The sequence below is a fragment of the Acinetobacter sp. CIP 101966 genome, assembly GCF_000369725.1.
Taxonomy (GTDB): domain Bacteria; phylum Pseudomonadota; class Gammaproteobacteria; order Pseudomonadales; family Moraxellaceae; genus Acinetobacter; species Acinetobacter lwoffii_Q.
On the sequence record NZ_KB850158.1, the window covers coordinates 365403 to 384709 of the forward strand.

The window sequence follows — 19307 nt, forward strand, 5'->3', positions numbered from 1 at the left end:
AGGATTAACGGTTAATTATGGCGAACGCTCCTCGGTCCACATCAAAAAGCAGCACAGCGAAGTCTCCCGACGCTGGAAGCAAGCGTGCCCTAGTGATTGTGGAGTCGCCTGCAAAAGCGAAAACAATCAATAAGTACCTTGGTCCGAACTACATCGTAAAATCATCGGTGGGTCATGTGCGTGACTTACCGACTGGCGGTTCTGCAAAATCGACAGAGAAAAAACCAGCGACACGTACCAAACTGACGGATGCAGAAAAAGCTGAAAAATCACAGAATGCGTTGATTAACCGCATGGGTGTCGATCCGGAACATGACTGGAAAGCCAAATACGAAGTCCTTCCTGGCAAAGAACATGTGGTTGCCGAACTGAAAAAACTGGCATCGCAAGTCGATGAAGTCTATCTGGCAACGGATATGGACAGGGAAGGAGAGGCGATTGCCTGGCATTTAAAAGAAGTCATCGGCGGTGATGATTCGCGTTATCAGCGTGTGGTCTTTAATGAAATTACCAAAAATGCGATTCAGGATGCCTTTAAGCATCCGTCACGTCTGGATACCAATAAAGTCAATGCGCAGCAGGCACGCCGTTTCCTGGATCGTGTCGTGGGCTTTATGATTTCGCCATTGCTTTGGGAAAAGATTGCGCGTGGTCTGTCAGCCGGTCGTGTACAGTCGGTTGCGGTGAAGCTAGTGGTCGAGCGTGAACGTGAAATTCGTGCCTTCATTCCTGAAGAATACTGGCAAGTGTTTGCCGATACCAAATCGAAAAAAGATGATATTCGTCTCGAAGCGGTCAAGCAAAATGGCAAGACGCTCAAGCTACGCAATAAAGCCGAAACTGATGCCTTATTAAACCTGATCAAAGATGCTGATTATACGGTTTCTGCACGTGAAGATAAGCCAACCAAGGTTAATCCAAGTGCGCCGTATATCACGTCAACGCTACAACAGGCAGCCAGTACCCGTCTCGGTTTTTCTGTGAAGAAAACCATGATGCTGGCGCAGCGCCTGTATGAAGCCGGTTTCATTACCTATATGCGTACCGACTCGACATTCTTGAGTGATGATGCGGTGAATATGGTGCGTGGCCATATCGAATCGGAGTTTGGCGAGAAATATTTGCCTGCCAAGCCGAACCGTTATGGCAATAAAGCCGGTGCGCAAGAAGCGCATGAAGCCATTCGTCCATCTATGGTTGGCTTAAAAGGCGACAGCCTAGTGGGTGTTGAGCGTGATGCACAGCGCCTCTATGACTTGATCTGGCGCCAGTTTGTTGCCTGTCAGATGACTCCGGCAGAATATTTGTCTTCTACCATTTTAGTGGATGCCAATGGCGTGGAACTGAAAGCTAAAGGCCGTACCTTGGTCTTTGATGGCTTTACTCGCGTGCGTGGTGCCAATAAAGCCGATGACGATATTTTATTGCCTGCGGTCAAAGTCGGTGAAGTGCTTAAACTTGAGAGACTTGATCCATCTCAACATTTCACCAAGCCACCGGCACGTTTTACTGAAGCCTCACTGGTGAAAGAACTCGAGAAAAAAGGCATTGGCCGTCCATCGACCTATGCTGCGATTATCTCGACCATTCAGGATCGTGGTTATGTGAAACTGGATAACCGTCGTCTCTATGCCGAGAAGATGGGTGAGATCGTTACCGATCGTCTGGATGAAAATTTTAGTAATCTGATGAACTATGCCTTTACCGCAGATCTTGAAGGTCAGCTGGATAAGGTAGCAGATGGTGAGCGTAACTGGAAAGAGCTATTAGACAGCTTCTATGGCGATTTTAAACAACGTTTGACTACAGCGCAGGGTGAAAACGGAATGCGCCGTAATCAGCCTGTAGAAGTGGATGCGGTACACTGTAAAGAATGTGACCGTCCAATGCAGATCCGTACCGGAACCACAGGTGTATTCTTGGGTTGTTCAGGCTATAACTTGCCGCCGAAAGAGCGTTGTAAGGGAACCTTGAACCTGACACCAGTTGAGTCTCTGGCTGCATTGTCTGATGATGAGGCTGCGGAAACTGCTGACCTGATGTCGAAGAAGCGTTGTCCGATCTGTGAAACTGCCATGGACAGCTATGTGATTGATGGCGGTCGTAAACTCCATATCTGTGGGAATAACCCGGACTGTAGTGGTTTTGAACTTGAAGAAGGCGAGTTCAAAATTAAAGGCTATGATGGCCCAAGCATTCCATGCGACAAGTGTGATGGCGAAATGCAGCTGAAGACAGGCCGTTTTGGTCCTTACTTTGCCTGTACCAGCTGTGACAATACCCGTAAAGTCTTAAAGAGCGGTCAGCCTGCACCTCCACGTGTGGATCCGATCAAGATGGAACATTTACGTTCTGCCAAGCATGACGATTTCTTTGTACTGCGTGACGGTGCAGCCGGTTTATTCCTGGCGGCGAGCAAGTTCCCGAAAGTGCGTGAAACCCGTGCACCGAAAGTGGCCGAGATTCGTTCTGTTGCTGATCAGCTTGATCCAAAGTATCAGTTTATCTTGCAGGCACCTGATGTGGACCCGGAAGGGAATCCAACTCTGGTAAAATTTAGCCGTAAGAACCAGTCACAATATATTGGTTCGGAAACTGCAGAAGGCAAGCAAACCAAATGGTCTCTGGTTTATCAGGACGGAAAATGGGTTGAAGCCTAAACTCTAAGATTCAAAAAAATGCTGACGAAAGTCGGCATTTTTTATGTCAGAATCATGTATATAAAAAATTAAAAATAATATCTTGGGGTGGATGTGGATATTCAGACAAAAAAGTTCGCTGTATTAATCGATGCGGATAATTCTTCTATCAACGCGATTTCATCGGTATTGGAGGAAGTTGCGAAATATGGAATTGCCAGTGTCAAACGTGTGTATGGGGACTGGAGCAGCGAAACTTTAAAGAAATGGCGAGATGTACTCCTTCCTCATGCCATCACTCCGGTACAACAATTCGCTTATACCAAGGGTAAAGATGCGACGGATATGATCCTGATCATTGATGCTATGGATTTACTTTATGCAGGCGCATTAGATGGATTTTGTATCGTATCCAGCGATAGCGATTTCACGCCCTTAGCTTCACGTATTCGTGAAAATGGTCTAACAGTGTATGGCTTTGGCAAAAAAGCTACGCCTGAAGCATTTAAGAAAGCCTGTGACAAGTTCATTTATATCGAAAACTTACTTGTAGATAGTGAAATTAAAAATAATGAGGATGGTGAAGAAACAGGATCAATAGATAAAAAAGTTTCGGAGATTATCAAGACTAATGGACAAAAAACTATATCTGCGCAAAAGGAAATTCAGTTACCTGAAGGGATGGATCGAGCTACGCTTAACTTAATTTATAAAGCTGTAAAAGATAATGCCGATGATAATGGATGGGCGAATTTAGGGATGGTCGGGCAGTATATCAGTGCAGTAAAGCCTGATTTTGACTCTCGTAACTATGGTAGAGCCAAATTGTCAGGATTAATAAAAACTTTAAATTTATTTGAAACAAAAATAGAAATGAGTCAGATGTATTTAAGAAAAATGAAAAAGCAGAGTGTGTAATCGATATGTGGAAAAAGATTCGGATTCTGATTTTATTAATCATCTTATTGATTGTCGCGGTCAATGCCTATCGTGATCAAAACCAGAACTGGTCAAAGCCGATTATTGTGTTGCTGCATCCGATTAATGCCGATGGATTACCGACCACACAGCAATATATCCAGCAACTGTCAGCTCAGGACCTGAATGGAGCACGGGAATATCTGGAAAAAGCAGCTCAGCGGTATCGTGGACAGCCGACTTATTTTTATTTTAATTTAGGCCGTGAGCTTCAAGTTCTACCACCCAAAGTCCCTGAGCAGGCTTCGCTCATCAATACAGTTTTATGGAGTTTAAAATTCCGTTTCTATGCCTGGAAACAGCGACAGAGTTCAGATCCTTCAGCCAATGTGACTTTATTTTTAAATTACTATGATCCAGCGCAGACCAAGCAATTAAAGCATTCAACCGCCTTGCAAAAAGGCCGGATTGGTTCGGTGAATCTATTTGCATCCAAGCAACAGACTGAACAGAATAAAATTGTCTTGGTTCATGAATTGCTGCATGCCTTTGGTGCTTCGGATAAATACGATTTAGCGACAGGGCAACCGATTTATCCGCTGGGTTATGCATTTCCAGATCAGCAACCCTTATTTCCGCAATCCAAGGCGGAGCTGATGGCAGGGCATATTCCCCTGTCTCAAACTACCAGTAAAATGCCAGAATCTTTAAATCAAACCTTGATTAATGAGATAACTGCAATTGAACTGGGCTGGAAATAAAGACTTGTGGATAGTACTGGATTTATCCACAATTTAGACTTCATTTGTGGATAAAAGATTACATCATGCCGCTCACCTTTGTACTTGCTCCTGACTCATTTAAAGAAAGCATGTCTGCTGCGCGGGCTTGTCAGGCCATGCAACGCGGTATTCAGAACGTCATTCCGGATGCCCATATCATTCATGTGCCAATGGCTGATGGCGGTGAAGGCACGGTCGATGCATTGATTTCAAGTTTAAAGGGGCAAAGTATTGCATGTGAAGTGACCGGACCACTGCCTGAGCAACGTATTCAGACCTATTGGGGTTTGGTTGATCCAGGTCAAACTGCCGTGATTGAAATGGCCGAGGCCAATGGCATTCATTTATTGAAGCCTTCACAGCGTAATCCGATGCTCACTTCAACTTATGGCACAGGAGAAATGATCAAACAGGCATTGGACTTGAGTGTGAAAAAAATCATCATTGGGCTGGGTGGGAGTGTTACCAATGATGGTGGTGCCGGCATGGCACAGGCACTGGGTGTGCGGTTTCTAAATCATGCGGGTGAATTAATTCAGGTCTGTGGTGGAAACTTAGATCTGGTCAAATCAATGGATTTATCCGAACTTGATCCACGTTTAGCAGATACTGAAATAATCATTGCATCGGATGTCAACAATCCACTGTGTGGACCAAATGGTGCATCGATAATCTTTGGACCACAAAAAGGTGCAACGCCTGAAATGGTCAAGCAGTTGGATCAAAACCTCTGTCATTTCGCCGATGTGGTTGCTCAGCAGATTGGCTGTGATTATCGTCATGTGGCAGGTGCGGGCGCTGCCGGTGGATTGGGTTTTGGTTTAATGGCATTCACTGCTGCTTCCATTCGATCAGGTGTAGAGCTGATGATTCAACAGGTTCAACTCAACGAGAAAATAGCGCAAGCAGATCATGTGTTTACCGGGGAAGGTAAAATTGATTTTCAAACCAAATTTGGCAAAACGCCATTTGGTGTGGCGCAGGTTGCAAAACACTTCAATAAACCGGTGATTGCTTTTGCTGGTCTAGTCGGTGAAGGGATTGAGGATTTGTTTGAGTCAGGATTTAGCCAGATTGTTGGGATTAATCCGCCAGATTGTCCTTTAGAGGAAGCCTTAAATAATGCAGAAATGAACTTGGAGAAAGCTGTCGCTGAGATAGTTAAAAATCTTTTGACAGAGTGAAAGTATTTCTCTCTCCTGTAATCCAGCACGCCCTGTCGTTAGCTAATATCAAATCAGGAAATAAAATTGGAGACAGTTTCAGGACAACTGAAAAGCCATAATTCTGGAAGCGATCTGTTAAACTACATACATCCACAAAATGATGAGTGAAAATGAGTTTAGCCACCCTGATTGATGAATTAAACCCCCAACAAAAGCAAGCAGCGACCACAGAAGCAAAACACAGTTTGGTGCTGGCCGGGGCAGGTTGTGGCAAAACCAAGACCATCGTGGCACGCGCAGCTTACTTGATTGAACAGGGCGTGCCTGCCAACCAGATTCAGATTCTGACCTTTACCCGCCGGGCTGCCAGTGAAATTGTGGCGCGTGTCGAACTGGCACTTGGTGAACAAGCCAAGGGACTGCGAGCCTCGACCTTTCATACCTTCTGTATGTATCTGCTGCGCCGTATTCCGAAAGCTTTTGGTCTGGAACAGTTTTCGATTATTGATCGTGATGATCAGCTGATGATGTTCCGCCTGATTCGCGGTCGTGATGACAAGAAGAACCCCAATCATTTGCCTAAGCCTCAGGAATTATGTGATTTGTATTCTTTTGCAAGGAATACCCGGCAAAAGCTCAGTCTGGCGCTGGAAAAACAGATGCCGGAATATCTGGCCTTAAAGGACCAGATTGCCGAAATTATGAAAGAATATGAAGCACGTAAGCAAGCGCGAAGTTTTCTGGATTATGACGATATTCTGGCGGTAGTAGCTACGGCGCTGGCACAGTCCGAAGGTCTGGTCGACTATGTCGCTTCAATCTGTCGGCATATGCTGGTCGATGAAATGCAGGATACCAATCCATTGCAATGGGCTTTGCTGGAGCCACTGAAAGACCGGATCAGCCTGTTCTGTGTCGGTGATGATGCGCAGTCGATTTATGGCTTTCGTGGTGCAGACTTTGAAAATATTCACCATTTCAAAGAACGTGTGCCAGATGCGCAGATTTTTAAATTAGAAAAAAACTACCGCTCGACCCAGGAAATTCTGGATCTGTCCAACTGGCTGCTCGATCAGTCTGAAATCAAATATGACAAACGTCTGGAAGCGTATCGCGGAGAAGGTGTAAAGCCGCGCATGCATATTTTCCCGAATGAGTTTGATGAAGCCAAATGGATCGCGATTGATATTAAAGAGCGTCATTATCTGCAAGGTAGTAAGTGGGGCGAGCATATGGTGCTGGTTCGTTCCAGTTTTGCCGCACGGCATATTGAGGCAGCCTGTATCGCGGCTAATGTGCCGTATCGCTTTATTGGTGGCATGAAGCTGCTGGAAACGGCGCATGTCAAAGATTTGCTCAGCATGCTGCGCGTGGTGGCTAATCCATTGGATGATATTGCCTGGATGCGTTTCTTGACCCTGTGGAATGGTGTGGGTGATGTCGGTGCCAGCAAGCTGTCACAGCAGTTATTGGCTGAACCGGAAATGGATCAGATTGCAAAGAAATTAGAACAGTTTGGCAAGATACCGCTAGAGACTATTCTGATCATGCAGCAGATGAGTGTGCTCAAAGGCGAAGTGCAAGCTTGTGTCGGTCTGGCGATTCAGGCGATTGAATCTCAATTGGCAGAAAACTATAAAAAGGATTGGCCACGTCGCCAAAGTGATTTTGAACTGGTCAAACAGCTGGCGTCCAAGCATTCACAGCTGAGTGAATTTTTAGAGGAATATGTACTGGATCCGGTGTCCATCTCGGAAATCGAGCGCCAGTCGGATCATGATGTGGTGACCTTAATCACCATTCACTCGGCCAAAGGCACCGAGCAAAATGTCTGTTATGTAGCCAATGTGACGCCGGGGAATTATCCGCATGCGCGTGCTCAAGGTGATTTTGATGATGTCGAAGAAGAACGTCGTGTGCTGTATGTGGCGTTGACCCGGGCAAAAAATGAATTAATTCTGACCAAACAGAACCTGAATCATTGGGCGCGGGAAACGGTCGATGAGCAGGGGCGTAAAGTCGAAAGTTATTTCCTGAATGATCTCACCCGGCATTTATGCACCACGGAAACCCATTACAAAACCCGGCAGCAAACTGTAAAAAGTGCCTTGATTGAACGCAAGTCGATTAATTTAGATTTTGGGATTGATCTCGATTAAACTATAGCAAAGTTGTTTCATGCAAAAAGTAGAGTAGGCGCGTGCTTTTTGATATTTTTTGCCTATCTTCTTAAGGTTGTAAGATGAAAATTTTAGTTCGTAATTTAGAACGTACGGTCACAGAAGCCGAATTACTGAAACTGTTCCAGGAATATGGCACAGTGGAGACCTGTACTTTGGTGCTTGATGCAGCAACAGGCAAATCAAAAGGTTTTGCTTTTGTAGAAATGCCACATGGCCGTGAAGCAGTCAAAGCCATTAAAGGCCTGAATACTTTACGCCTGCACGGACATGGGATCCGCGTGAAAGCCACAGAAGATAAGCCTCAGGCTTAAACTCAAAAAAGGAGCACTTGATAGGCTCCTTTTTTATGGCTGCAATTTAGTATCGCCGTACTTAATCAGTGAGCTCAATGCTCTAAATTTCAGTGCTGGATGGATTCAGTCTAAACATCTTTTGATTGCGAAATGTAGGCGAACCTTTTACTTTATAAAAGCCAAAATTTGTTTTAAACCTTAGGAAATCTCGATGACCCGTGTTGCTCGCTATCATGCGGACCGTACCAATCAAAAACTGTATTTTGCCCGCCTTTCCTGCCAGCAAGCAGAGCAAACTGAACATGTACAACAGGCTCAGGCACAACGTGAAGCAACTGTGTTTCATTTGCATGGTGCTTTGTTAGCATTTTTACAGGAACTGGTGCGTTACTATCGCCTGAATGATCCTCATCCGACGCTAAAATCGATCGAAGAACTCATGGCGGCCAAAGGCCAAATTTCGCCAGAAGTCGCGGTGCTGCAACATTTGTCCAAGAGCGGTTTCATTGCTGAACTGAAGCGCGCTTACCGTCTGTGCCAGTATGCGCCCGAACCAAGTACCCCAGAACCTGAAGACGAAACCTCCTCAAATCTCATCATTAAAGTCACACAGTCTCCACAAGCATGGTTACCTGATACTGCTATATTGAGAGAGTGGCATCGTGACCTGACCCAATTAATTGATGGTTTTCGTAATGAGATGATTGAATTTTAATCGGATCGGCTGTACTTGAAATTGCAATTTTTAACCCTATATCAATTACTCTAATGATGCAAAGTGCACCCGGCGCTTTGCCACCATGTTGAACATGGAGGATATATGTCTATAGAACAGTTGAAAGATTTATTTGGTAATCAAGACGCGATTTTAGAACTCGTTCAACTTGAAGGTGGCGCGTTGGCTCTACGCAATGCAGGCTCACATAAACAGCCTTTGGTCATGATTCAATTTAATGATGAGGTGAAAGCTCTACTTGGAGAGCAGACGCCCGTGATTGCGCAACAGATGATTCAGGCAGCACTCTATGGCTTGCTGGAACAGCAGGTCAATGAATGGCAGGCTGAAGTTGTGGATGAAGAACCAAAGTATATGAGTTAATCGTTGAAATTTATTTAGAAAGCACACTATCGGTGTGCTTTTTGAGTTTCATAGGTAGGTTATTGGGTTGGACAGATTTTAAGCATTAGAAAGAAGCTCATTTAAAAATGAAGATGAAAAATCAGTATTTTAAAATTTAAGTCGTGAGCAGTCTGAAGCCAGTGTGTTAATAAAATATTTGGCTCAGAGATATATTGATGTACATAAAAAAAGTTGCCAGATCCGGCAACTTTTTTATTCAGTGTTTATTTAAAGAAAAACTTTAATGAGAAGGCGTATGCTGATGCGCGATCTCAATCTGGTTCAAAATATGATTGCTCATATTTTTTGCCATTTCTTCTTTGGCATAATAAACCGCACCGACATTATCCCGACGAATGGCTTCAGCTTCTTCCTTGCTTTCTGCACAGACCAGTACCTGAATTTGTGGATTCAAGGTCTTGGCAATGTCGACAATTTTATGAATATCGATGATATCCATAGGCGAAATGACCAGTAAGCGCGCATGCTGAATATGTGCCTGAATCAGTACTCCGGCTTCAGTGGCTATACCAGAAACCGCAGCAATGCCTTTCTCACGTAGGTTTTCGACGATATCACGGTTTTCTTCGGCAATCACCACCTTGATGTTCTCTTCCATCAATGACCGGGTAATACGCCGCCCAACCTCACCATGGCCAATAATCACCACCTGATCGCGCAGGTAATCCTGTGAGACTTCATCGGGTAACATCGCCAGAGGGTCACCACTGCGTTCCAGTAAGCGGGCCAGAGTCGAGCGTTCCCGAATCCATTTCTGTACTGGCTCAATCGCGGAAAAGATAAAGGAGTTAAGTGTAATCGAAATTAAGGCACCTGCCAGAATCAGGTTTTGACCTTCCAGCGAAAGCAGGTTGAGCGAAACACCGAGCGCAGCCAAAATAAAGGAGAACTCACCAATCTGTGCCAGCGAAGCACCGACGGTCAAGGCGGTATTGATCGGATAGCGGAAGAACAGCACCAGTGCCATCGCGGCAATAGTCTTACCAATCATGATAATCCCGACCACGGCCAGCACATGTATGGGTTGTTCCAGCAAAATGCGCGGATCAAACAGCATGCCGACGGATACAAAGAATAAAATCGAGAAAATTTCACGCAGTGGCAAAGTTTCCTCTTCGGCGCGATGACTGAAATCAGATTCCTTAACGACCATTCCGGCAAAGAAAGCACCCAGTGCCATCGACACGCCAAAGATCTTATAGGCACCAAAGGCAATCGAGACGGCAGCAGCCACCACTGTTAAGGTAAACAGCTCACGTGAACCCAGACGTGCCACCACCTGTATGATCATCGGAATCAAGCGTTTACCAATAATCAGCATGAAGGCAATAAAGCCTGCGACTTTAAGTAAGGTAATCCCTAAGGTAAGCCAGATATTCTCATCGCTTGCACCTTCCAGCGCTTGCCCCCCTAAAAGCACCGCAGTGGCAGGTAACAGTACCAGCGCCAAGACCATGACCAGATCTTCGACCAGCAACCAGCCAACAGCAATCCGGCCATTGATTGAATCCAGTAAGCCACGATCACCGAGTGCTTTGAGTAGAACCACGGTACTGGCACAGGACAGGCTTAGGCCAAAGACCAGCGCTGAGCCAAAGCTCCAGCCCCACAGCATCGAAACTCCGACCCCGAGCAAGGTGGCAACTGCAATCTGTAAAATCGCACCAGGCAGGGCAATCCGGCGTACCTGCATCAGATCGTTCAGGGAAAAATGCATCCCGACACCAAACATCAGGAACATGACGCCAAGTTCTGCCAGCTGGTTGGCCAGATGAATATCACCGACCACACCGGGCGTGTGGGGACTAATCAGAATGCCGGCAATTAAGTAGCCGATCAAAGGGGGAAGACGTAGCCGTGCAGCGAGATAGCCAAAGACCAAAGCTAAGCCAAAACCAACAGCCAGTAATATAATGAGCTCTACGTCATGTGGCACTAAATACTCCTTTAGCTAGGTTTGCTGGGAAATAAGCACAAAAAGTGCCAAAACATGCAGAAAGTTTATCAAGCCGGATAAAAAAAGTGCAAAAAAAACGACCCGCAAAGGTCGTTTTTTTAAAGAAACTAAAATTATTTGATTTTAGCTTCTTTGAAGATTACGTGTTGACGGATTTTTGGATCAAATTTTTTGATTTCCATTTTTTCCGGCATAGTACGTTTGTTCTTAGTCGTGGTATAGAAATAACCTGTACCAGCTGAAGAAACTAAGCGAATTTTATCACGCATGGTTCAGACTCCTTAGATCTTTTGACCTTGAGCACGTAGGTCAGCAACAACCTTTTCAATGCCCAATTTGTCGATAATACGCATACCTTTAGTGGTTAAACGAAGACGTACAAAACGTTTTTCGCTTTCTAACCAGAAACGGTGGTGATGCAGGTTCGGCTCGAACCGGCGCTTAGTTTTGTTGTTGGCGTGTGAGACGTTGTTACCAACGACTGGACGCTTGCCGGTAACTTGGCAAACCTTAGACATGGTGTAACTCCATTGATTTAGCCAACAGCAAATCTGTATGGCCAGTCAAAAATAAACGGATTGAAATCATTCAAGGGGCGTTTTATATCAAAAATGCGCTTAAAAGACAAGCGATTTTCGTCAAAACGCGGCACGAACTATATCGATAGCTCATGCCTTGATCATTTAGCGGAGAAGTGTCTTCGAAATCAGCTTGTGAATCGGTTTATTGAACGGTGGCAGAATGTATTTCAAGCTATACAGCTTTGGATTCGACATTACTGAGCGTTCATGCGACAAACTGAAGAAGCCTTCTGGGCCATGGTATTTACCCATACCTGATGCACCGACACCCCCAAATGGTAGATCGTCCTGCGCAACATGGGTCAGTACCGTATTTTGCCCGAAATGCCCTGAATGGGTACGCTGTGCGACATAATCGGCACGCGCCTGATCAAAGTCGAAGTAGTATAAAGCAAGTGGGCGTGGACGGCTATTAATAAAGTCGATGACATCGTCAATTTGATCATATTCCATGATCGGTAACAGCGGACCAAAGATTTCATGCTGCATGATCTGCATCATCGGGGTGACATTGGTCACAATGGTCGGTGCAATCTTGCGCAGATCAGCCGAGTTTTCACTGCGTGGATTAATTTCAATAACTTGCGCACCCTGTTCGCGAGCATCATCCAGATAACCTTGCAGACGGTTATATTGTTTGTCATTGATAATCGAGGTGTAATCCTGATTATGGGTGATATCCGGATACATGCTTTCGACACAGGCTTTAAAATGGTCAATAAACTCAGCCGTCTTGCCACGAGGCAGGAACATATAATCTGGCGCTACACAGGTCTGACCGGCATTCCACAGTTTGCCCACCGCAATCCGCTGCGCAACATCACGTAGATCAATTGATGGATGCACCAGTACCGGCGATTTACCGCCTAGTTCCAGAATCACCGGAACCAGATTTTCGGCAGCGGCTGCCATGACGGTTTTACCGACCGCAGTTGAGCCAGTGAAAATCAGTTTATCGAAAGGCAAGCGACAGAAGGCATCTGAAATTACACCGCCACCATTCACTACAGCGACCAATTCTTTAGGGAAGGCTTCAGCCAGCGCTTTTTCCAGGACTTCACCAAAAGCAGCCGATGCACTGGAAATTTTGATCATAGCATGGTTGCCGGCAGCCAGTGCGCAAATCAGAGGACCAATCGACAACAACAGCGGATAGTTCCATGGTGCGATAATCCCAACCACGCCCAAAGGCTGATATTGTACCCAGGCTTTAGCCGGCTGATGAATAATGCCCACATGACGCTTGGAAGGTTTCATCCATCGAGTCAAGTTTTTGCTGTAATATTTGATATGTTCCAGACAGGTGAGCAGTTCACCAATCTTGGTTTCCCCAATGGAACGGTTACCATAGTCCTGATTAATTGCATCAGCAAATTGATCTTGATACTTAACTAAGATACGCTTAAGTCGAGCTAAACGATCGATACGTTCCTTTGCAGTCGGCAGAGGGTAGTGTAAGTAAGCGTGTTTTTGTTGCGCCAAGACTTCATTCAGATATTGGCTATCAAAAAAATGTGGTGTCATTGATGTTGTTTTTGTGTGACTGTTCATGCCGCACTACCATTATTCAAAAATCGATTAATTAATTTTTAGAGCAAATACTCTAATTAGTCAAGTGACTTTGTGTGTTAGGCTGCTAATGCATGAACTGAATGGTTATTTTAGGATGTCCCAAACCAAAACCTTAAAAACTAAAGAGCGTATCTTGCAGCTCAGTTTGCAGCTGTTTAACGAGCGTGGCGAACGATCGGTAACCACCAATCATATTGCGGCTGAACTCGGCATGAGCCCGGGTAACTTGTATTATCATTTCCGCAATAAAAATGAAATTATTAAAGAATTGATGGAACAGTACCAGCGTCAGACGCTAGAAATGCTGGCGCTGCCGGATGACCGTGCGCTGGATGCCAATGACAAGGTGCATTATTTTCAGGTACTGAGCAGTCAGCTATGGGCTTATCGTTTCCTGCATCGTGATGTGTATCATCTGGTAGAAAATAACGAAGATTTTCGCAAGATGTATCCACGCTTTGCCGGACAGGTGATGCAGCAGGGCCAGAAAATCTATAAGGGCTTTGTTAATGCAGGCCTGATGGACATGACCGATTCAGAAATTGAAGCCCTGATCATCAACCTGTGGATTGTCCTGACCAACTGGACCAACTTCCTGTATATGTCAGGACATCTGACTGATTCCAATACGCTGGAAGAAAAATGGGTCTGGCAGTCACTGCGCCAGATGGTATTCCTGGAAGGGGCGTATTTACGGGGTGAAAGTCGTCAAACCTATGAAGGTTTATTGAGCAGTTTGGGCTCTTCGGAACTTTTTGCCAGCCTGTCTTCTTCTAAAGACACTGAATCTGAACAAACTATTCAGAATATTCAAGAAACGCGTTAGAATACTCGGCTTATTTTTTAATTTAACTGATTAGTGACTTAAACCAACATGAATATGACGACTGCTAACACCGCACGTTTATTGATTACTTGTGAAGACAAGCCGGGCATCGTGCAGGCTGTTTCGAGCTTCTTGTATCATCAAGGTGCCAACATTACTGCGCTTGACCAATATGCGACAGCAGCGCAGGGCGGACGTTACTTCATGCGCGTTGAATTTGAATTAGATAATCTTCAAAGTCGAAAAGAAAGTATTACTCAGACTTTTGCAGCAAATGTGGCGGAACGCTATGGCATGCAATGGCGTCTGGCGCTGGTCAGTGACGTGAAAAAAGTCGGTATTTTGGTGTCTAAAGTCGATCATGCCTTGCTTGAGCTGTTATGGCGTCATGCACGTGGTGGTTTGCCTTGTGAAATTACCAAAGTGGTATCGAATCACGAGACTTTACGCGAAGCAGTTGAAAACTTTGGCATTCCATTTGAAGTCGTGCCGGTGAACAAAGACAACAAACCTGAAGCTTATGCAGAAATTGATCAGCTGATGCAAGGCAATGACTTGTTGGTGCTGGCACGTTATATGCAGATTTTAGATGAAGAATTTGTCAGCAAGTGGGAAATGAAAGTGATCAACATTCATCATTCTTTCCTGCCAGCTTTCGTGGGTGCCAATCCGTACAAACAGGCCTATGAAAAAGGCGTGAAGCTGATTGGTGCAACTGCGCACTATGTGACTGCTGATCTGGATCAAGGTCCGATCATCGAGCAGGATGTGGAGCGCGTGAACCATGACTTTACTGTTGAACAGTTACGTGAACTCGGTCAGGACGTGGAACGTAATGTATTGGCCCGCGCGGTGAAATGGCATCTGGAAGACCGTATTATTGTCGATGGCAACAAGACTGTCGTGTTCCAATAAGACTTGCATTGCATTTTAAAAAGGCATACTTTTAGTGTGCCTTTTTTTGTTTTGATGCAAAAAAAGTCAGTCAAAGGTAGGATTAGCGGTTGCAAATGAAAACACTTCTCATTTATTATTGGCATACTTTAATTGTGCTAACCGATGAGCTTGATAGTTTGTTCCACATCATCTCCTCAAGGTAATAGATTTAATGAGTCAAGTTGCTGCGCCCCAAATGCCTACACCGCCGAATCAGATGAAAAAGAAAGTCATCTCTATCGTGGCGGCTGTACTGGTTGGGCATGTGGGTGTGTTATATGCGATCAGCCAGATGAAAGCACCTGAGCTGACACCCATTGATAAGCAACCCTTAAAAGTGCGCTTTGTTAAACTCCAGGAAGCGCCAAAACCTTTACCGCCAAAGCCGAAGGCCGAGCCACAAAAAGAGCCGCCTAAGCCTAAAGAAGTCAAAATTGTCGATAAACCGCTGCCACCACCACCGAAAAAAGTAGAAAAAATCGAGCAGGTGAAAAAGGCTGAAGCGCCAAAAGTGGTTAAAGCACCACCAGTTGAAGCAAAACCAACCCCAAGTCCGGTTGTACCGACAGTGGTCACTGAAACTAAAATTAAACCGGCACCTGCTCCGGTCGCGCCACCTGCGCCTGTGACACCGCCAGCACCTGCTGCGCCGCCATCCCCGAAAAGTGTATCGATTGGTGGGGGCGTGTCTTGGCAGCGTTCACCAAAAGTCTCACTCTCTGCAGGTGAATTAAAATCAGCCTGTTCACTGGTAGTAGATGTTTCAGCGAATGAGCAGGGTAAAGTAGTTTCTGCGACTGCACGAGATTCAAGTTGTAGCCCGGCGGTAACGCGCAAAGTAGAAGCGGCGGTACGTCGTGCACAACTCACCAAATATGTTGAAAATGGTGTGGCTTATCCAACCCGTGTGGAACAGCCTTTCGATTTTCAGGTTAAATAACGGCTCACCCATTAGGAGTTCGAATATGAACTTTTCAGTTTATTGGCAACACGCTGATGCAGTCAGTAAAACACTGTATTTCGTGTTATTGGCAATGTCGATTGCGACATGGACCATTTTTGTGCTGCGTTTGATGGGCACTCGCCAGCTGAAACAGATTGCCTATGCTCAGTTATCTAAAGCATTGGAACAACTGAAAACCAAACTGGCTCCTTTGGGCTTTGAACAGCGTAAGGCAGTGGCAGAACAGGCGCTGTTACGCCAGATTTCAGCAGAAAAAGCCAATGCCGAAAAAGGTGTATCAGTTTTGGGTACCATCGCATCGATCTCTCCATTTGTCGGTTTGTTCGGTACGGTATGGGGCATCTTCCATGCGCTGGTTGCTGTTGGTAAAAGTGGTCAGGCTGGTCTGGCACAAGTAGCAACTCCAGTCGGTGAAGCCTTGATTATGACGGGCTTAGGTCTGGCAGTCGCAATTCCTGCGGTACTGGCTTATAACATCTGTGTACGTGCTAATCGTGGCTTGGCTCATGAATTACAGGATCAGGCACACGGTCTGTTGATTGATACCATGCTGCAACAGGAATCTGCTGCAAAAAAGTCTGATGAAAAAGTAACACAACAGAGTTTCGTGGGAGGTCAAGCTTAATGGCTTTTCAACTGGGTGAAGACAACGATGTAGGCATGAATGAGATGAACCTCATTCCCCTCATCGACATTATGTTGGTATTGATGATCATCTTTCTGGTGACAGCGACCGTTGCGAACCCATCAATTCCATTAACCTTGCCACAAACTACTGCGGAGATTATCGATCTGCCGCCTGAAAATGTCACGATCAGCATCAATGCCGAAGGTGACATTGCCTGGAATGGCGATGTACTGACGCTAGAGCAGCTTGAAACCCGTTTTAATGAAGCGGGCCAAGCTGAACGTCAGCCGACTATTGTGTTGAAAGCGGATAAAGAATCACGTTATGACTCGGTGGCGCAAGTCATGTCGCGTGCGAGTGGAGCCGGACTCAGCGATATTGCTTTTGCAACCGATAACTAAGATTTAGATAATAAAAAAAGCGACTGATTGCAGTCGCTTTTTTTATGCCCATTTTTCGTGAATCTTAATGGGTTTTTAATAGGGTCGTAAATTTGCTGCGTAATTTATTCAATTTTGGTGGAATGGCAAAATTGCAATAGCCCTGGGTCGGGTTCTTGGCAAAGAAGTTTTGATGATAGTCTTCCGCCGGATAGAAAGTTGGAGCAGGGCTCAGTTCAGTCACCACATTGATGCTATCGGTTTTCAGAGCATCGATCGCCTGCTGCGCCTGTTGCTGCTGTTCATCATTCAGATAATAAATTACAGAACGATACTGGGTGCCGACATCATTGCCCTGACGGTTTAATGTAGTCGGATCATGGGTCGCAAAAAATACATCAAGCAACTGGGTATAGTTAATCTGGTTTTCATCGAAATCGATCAGAATGACTTCGGCATGGCCGGTATTGCCACCACAGACATCATCATAGTTTGGCTGAGTTGTGTGCCCACCTGCATAGCCACTGATGACCTGCTGAACCCCCTGGATCTGTAAAAATACGGCTTCAGTACACCAAAAGCATCCCCCACCGAAAAGTGCCTGTTGCATGGTTGATTCCTCATTCAATTAAATAACTCAATCGGGCTGATGGTTAAATTCCAGCTCATCAGTATGAAAGATAAAAAAGCCTGTCCATACAGGCTTTTTGTAGGGAAGTATTAACGCGGCTGAACAGCACTTTCTAGCTGGATCAAGAGATTCCCATGGCGATCCAGTAATTTTAAGGTTTTACCAAATACTTGATAATGTGTCACTTTGGCTAAAGCTTCATTAAATTTCTGATCAAGCTGATCGTTATTCATACAGGCCATACGGGTAGTGGCCATTTGGTTCAGGGTCAGCGTGTCTTTCGCTGTTGTGTAACTGCCCATAATCCGGTTACAGCTATCTGAACCTGAAACGCGCTGGGTACTGGCATCAAATTGCAGACTCGGAACATTGCGTGCGGTTGGCGCAGTCTTGATTTCAGTATTACCAATCTGGGTCGCAATCCAAGTACGATTTTGCAAAAGTTGTAAATGATTCGCGGTTTGTGTCGTGGCTGTATTGGGCACAGTTTCGCAGCCCATGACCGTTAAAACCGAGCCTAAAATCGCGATTGCAGTTAATTTTTTTAGCATGAGAGATACTCTGATCATTGACTAGCTATTTGTATATAAACAAAAAAATGATCAAGGTTCCAGTTGATTTTGTATCTTTATTGAAGTGGATTTGCTACACAGTTATCGCATGTCGGGTTTTGGTAGGCCCTGCCGGATCAGTCGTGAATAGTCCTGACTGGACAGATTAGCGGTGTGTTCTACCCGTGGATTGATATGCGCGCGTTGATACCAGGTGCGCATATCCCAAGACTGCTCCAGTACTTTCAGGTCATAGAGATAATTTGGTAAATAGCCGGAGGCCAGCAGCCGGTAATCTGAGGGTAGCTGTTGTTGCGATACCGCCTGAACCATATCAAAGACCAGTGTGGTGCAATTACTGGTCAGGGTATTATACCATTTTGGCTTTTGGACCAGTTCATCGGCCTGACGCAGATATTCCTTGAATAGCGCTTTGGCCTGAGCTTGCGGCATCTTTACCGGGAAAAAGTAGACCTGTTCACCACGGACATTGCTACGGGTATAGACAATATCCTTTTCATCCGATGCGACCAGACTCAGTTCATATTTACGGAAAAAGCCACCAATCGCTGAAAACTCTTCATTCTTTTCCTTGCGGATTTCAATCGAGAAGGTGAGTGGCTTTTGATTGGCAAAATCGAAGCTGACTAGGGTGTGGGCAATTTTAGGTCCCATCCAGTAGGAAGTAATGATGTTCACGCCAGTAATCTGATTCAGATCAAAACTCCGGCTTTCCCAGCGTTCGATATAGCGACCATCGGCCTGCCAGTCAAAGTTGCGGATATTGTGTAAGGTGAGCTGATCACCTTGCTGCTCATAATGCAAAAGCTGGGAAACTTCAGGATTCCACTCCCGATCCTGACGCGCTTCCAGACTAAAATATCCCAGCAGACAGAATAAAAAGGCCAGAAGATAAAGAACGCTATCGACTTGGCGGGAGATCAGATGCCAGGTGAAATAAATCCCGAGAACGACCAGCGCAAAGGTCAGCCAGAGTCCAATCAGCATCAAGCTGCCGATTTTGCCGATGGGTTGATGCACCCAAAGCATCAGGCTGAGCCACAAACTCGATAGAATGACGAATAAAGTAAACAGACTGCCCAGCAGCCACAGACTCCAGTGCTTGGAAATATATTCGCGTCCCTGCATCATCACTTTA

Annotated in this window: 20 protein-coding genes; 13 read left to right on the forward strand and 7 right to left on the reverse strand. The window is 45.4% G+C overall.

The annotated features are described in order from the left end of the window. Nucleotides 1-17: 17 nt before the first annotated feature. The 8 genes from topA to F891_RS01805 all read left to right on the forward strand — a co-directional run bounded on the left by topA (nucleotide 18) and on the right by F891_RS01805 (nucleotide 9080). Complete coding sequence (topA, locus tag F891_RS01770; RefSeq protein WP_005261741.1) at nucleotides 18-2660, forward strand: type I DNA topoisomerase; 2643 nt, start codon at nucleotides 18-20, stop codon at nucleotides 2658-2660. A gap of 93 nt (nucleotides 2661-2753) precedes the next feature. Next, the gene (locus F891_RS01775; RefSeq protein WP_034439084.1) at nucleotides 2754-3557 is read left to right on the forward strand and encodes an NYN domain-containing protein; all 804 of its coding nucleotides are present in this window, start codon (nucleotides 2754-2756) and stop codon (nucleotides 3555-3557) included. Between the two features lie 5 nt (nucleotides 3558-3562). Continuing rightward, a complete protein-coding gene (locus F891_RS01780; protein WP_005261744.1) occupies nucleotides 3563-4318 on the forward strand; it encodes a hypothetical protein in 756 nt (251 codons plus the stop codon). 65 nt (nucleotides 4319-4383) lie between these two features. Next, nucleotides 4384-5523 (forward strand): glycerate kinase, encoded by a 1140-nt coding sequence (locus F891_RS01785; protein ID WP_005261745.1) that lies wholly within the window; start codon nucleotides 4384-4386, stop codon nucleotides 5521-5523. Between the two features lie 152 nt (nucleotides 5524-5675). Continuing rightward, complete coding sequence (locus F891_RS01790; protein WP_005261746.1) at nucleotides 5676-7664, forward strand: ATP-dependent helicase; 1989 nt, start codon at nucleotides 5676-5678, stop codon at nucleotides 7662-7664. Between the two features lie 83 nt (nucleotides 7665-7747). Beyond that, the gene (locus tag F891_RS01795; protein ID WP_005103025.1) at nucleotides 7748-7999 is read left to right on the forward strand and encodes an RNA recognition motif domain-containing protein; all 252 of its coding nucleotides are present in this window, start codon (nucleotides 7748-7750) and stop codon (nucleotides 7997-7999) included. 193 nt (nucleotides 8000-8192) lie between these two features. Beyond that, nucleotides 8193-8696, forward strand: coding sequence for a DUF6586 family protein (locus F891_RS01800; protein ID WP_004278463.1), 504 nt, complete (start codon nucleotides 8193-8195; stop codon nucleotides 8694-8696). A gap of 105 nt (nucleotides 8697-8801) precedes the next feature. Beyond that, on the forward strand, nucleotides 8802-9080 hold the full coding sequence (locus tag F891_RS01805; RefSeq protein WP_004278462.1) for a hypothetical protein: 279 nt from the start codon (nucleotides 8802-8804) through the stop codon (nucleotides 9078-9080). Between the two features lie 262 nt (nucleotides 9081-9342). Here F891_RS01805 and F891_RS01810 read toward each other — a convergent pair whose 3' ends face one another. The 4 genes from F891_RS01810 to F891_RS01825 all read right to left on the reverse strand — a co-directional run bounded on the left by F891_RS01810 (nucleotide 9343) and on the right by F891_RS01825 (nucleotide 13211). Further along, a complete protein-coding gene (locus F891_RS01810) occupies nucleotides 9343-11058 on the reverse strand; it encodes a cation:proton antiporter (protein ID WP_005261747.1) in 1716 nt (571 codons plus the stop codon). A gap of 134 nt (nucleotides 11059-11192) precedes the next feature. Next, nucleotides 11193-11348: a 50S ribosomal protein L33 gene (gene rpmG / locus F891_RS01815; protein WP_001205031.1), complete on the reverse strand. Its 156-nt coding sequence runs from the start codon at nucleotides 11346-11348 to the stop codon at nucleotides 11193-11195. A 12-nt stretch (nucleotides 11349-11360) separates the two neighbouring features. Continuing rightward, nucleotides 11361-11597, reverse strand: coding sequence for a 50S ribosomal protein L28 (gene rpmB, locus F891_RS01820; RefSeq protein ID WP_000048256.1), 237 nt, complete (start codon nucleotides 11595-11597; stop codon nucleotides 11361-11363). Between the two features lie 165 nt (nucleotides 11598-11762). Beyond that, on the reverse strand, nucleotides 11763-13211 hold the full coding sequence (locus F891_RS01825) for a coniferyl aldehyde dehydrogenase (protein ID WP_005261753.1): 1449 nt from the start codon (nucleotides 13209-13211) through the stop codon (nucleotides 11763-11765). A 115-nt stretch (nucleotides 13212-13326) separates the two neighbouring features. On the opposite strand from F891_RS01825, the gene F891_RS01830 reads away from it, so the two are divergent. From F891_RS01830 to F891_RS01850, 5 genes are all read left to right on the forward strand, one after another. Continuing rightward, on the forward strand, nucleotides 13327-14058 hold the full coding sequence (locus F891_RS01830) for a TetR/AcrR family transcriptional regulator (RefSeq protein WP_212749797.1): 732 nt from the start codon (nucleotides 13327-13329) through the stop codon (nucleotides 14056-14058). 48 nt (nucleotides 14059-14106) lie between these two features. Then, nucleotides 14107-14973: a formyltetrahydrofolate deformylase gene (purU, locus tag F891_RS01835; protein ID WP_005250645.1), complete on the forward strand. Its 867-nt coding sequence runs from the start codon at nucleotides 14107-14109 to the stop codon at nucleotides 14971-14973. Between the two features lie 193 nt (nucleotides 14974-15166). Further along, on the forward strand, nucleotides 15167-15934 hold the full coding sequence (locus tag F891_RS01840; protein WP_005261757.1) for a hypothetical protein: 768 nt from the start codon (nucleotides 15167-15169) through the stop codon (nucleotides 15932-15934). A gap of 25 nt (nucleotides 15935-15959) precedes the next feature. After that, nucleotides 15960-16583 carry a MotA/TolQ/ExbB proton channel family protein gene (locus tag F891_RS01845; RefSeq protein ID WP_005250649.1) on the forward strand — a complete coding sequence of 208 codons (624 nt, stop codon included), beginning with the start codon at nucleotides 15960-15962 and terminating at the stop codon, nucleotides 16581-16583. Continuing rightward, on the forward strand, nucleotides 16583-16987 hold the full coding sequence (locus F891_RS01850; protein ID WP_004278434.1) for an ExbD/TolR family protein: 405 nt from the start codon (nucleotides 16583-16585) through the stop codon (nucleotides 16985-16987). The genes F891_RS01845 and F891_RS01850 overlap by 1 nt, the downstream gene beginning before the upstream one ends. A gap of 64 nt (nucleotides 16988-17051) precedes the next feature. On the opposite strand, the gene msrA is transcribed toward F891_RS01850, so the two are convergent. The 3 genes from msrA to F891_RS01865 form a co-directional block, all read right to left on the reverse strand. After that, on the reverse strand, nucleotides 17052-17576 hold the full coding sequence (msrA, locus tag F891_RS01855) for a peptide-methionine (S)-S-oxide reductase MsrA (protein ID WP_005103042.1): 525 nt from the start codon (nucleotides 17574-17576) through the stop codon (nucleotides 17052-17054). A gap of 110 nt (nucleotides 17577-17686) precedes the next feature. Continuing rightward, the gene (locus F891_RS01860) at nucleotides 17687-18148 is read right to left on the reverse strand and encodes an META domain-containing protein (protein ID WP_005261758.1); all 462 of its coding nucleotides are present in this window, start codon (nucleotides 18146-18148) and stop codon (nucleotides 17687-17689) included. 102 nt (nucleotides 18149-18250) lie between these two features. Beyond that, a complete protein-coding gene (locus tag F891_RS01865; RefSeq protein WP_005261759.1) occupies nucleotides 18251-19300 on the reverse strand; it encodes an Lnb N-terminal periplasmic domain-containing protein in 1050 nt (349 codons plus the stop codon). Between the last annotated feature and the right edge of the window lie 7 nt (nucleotides 19301-19307).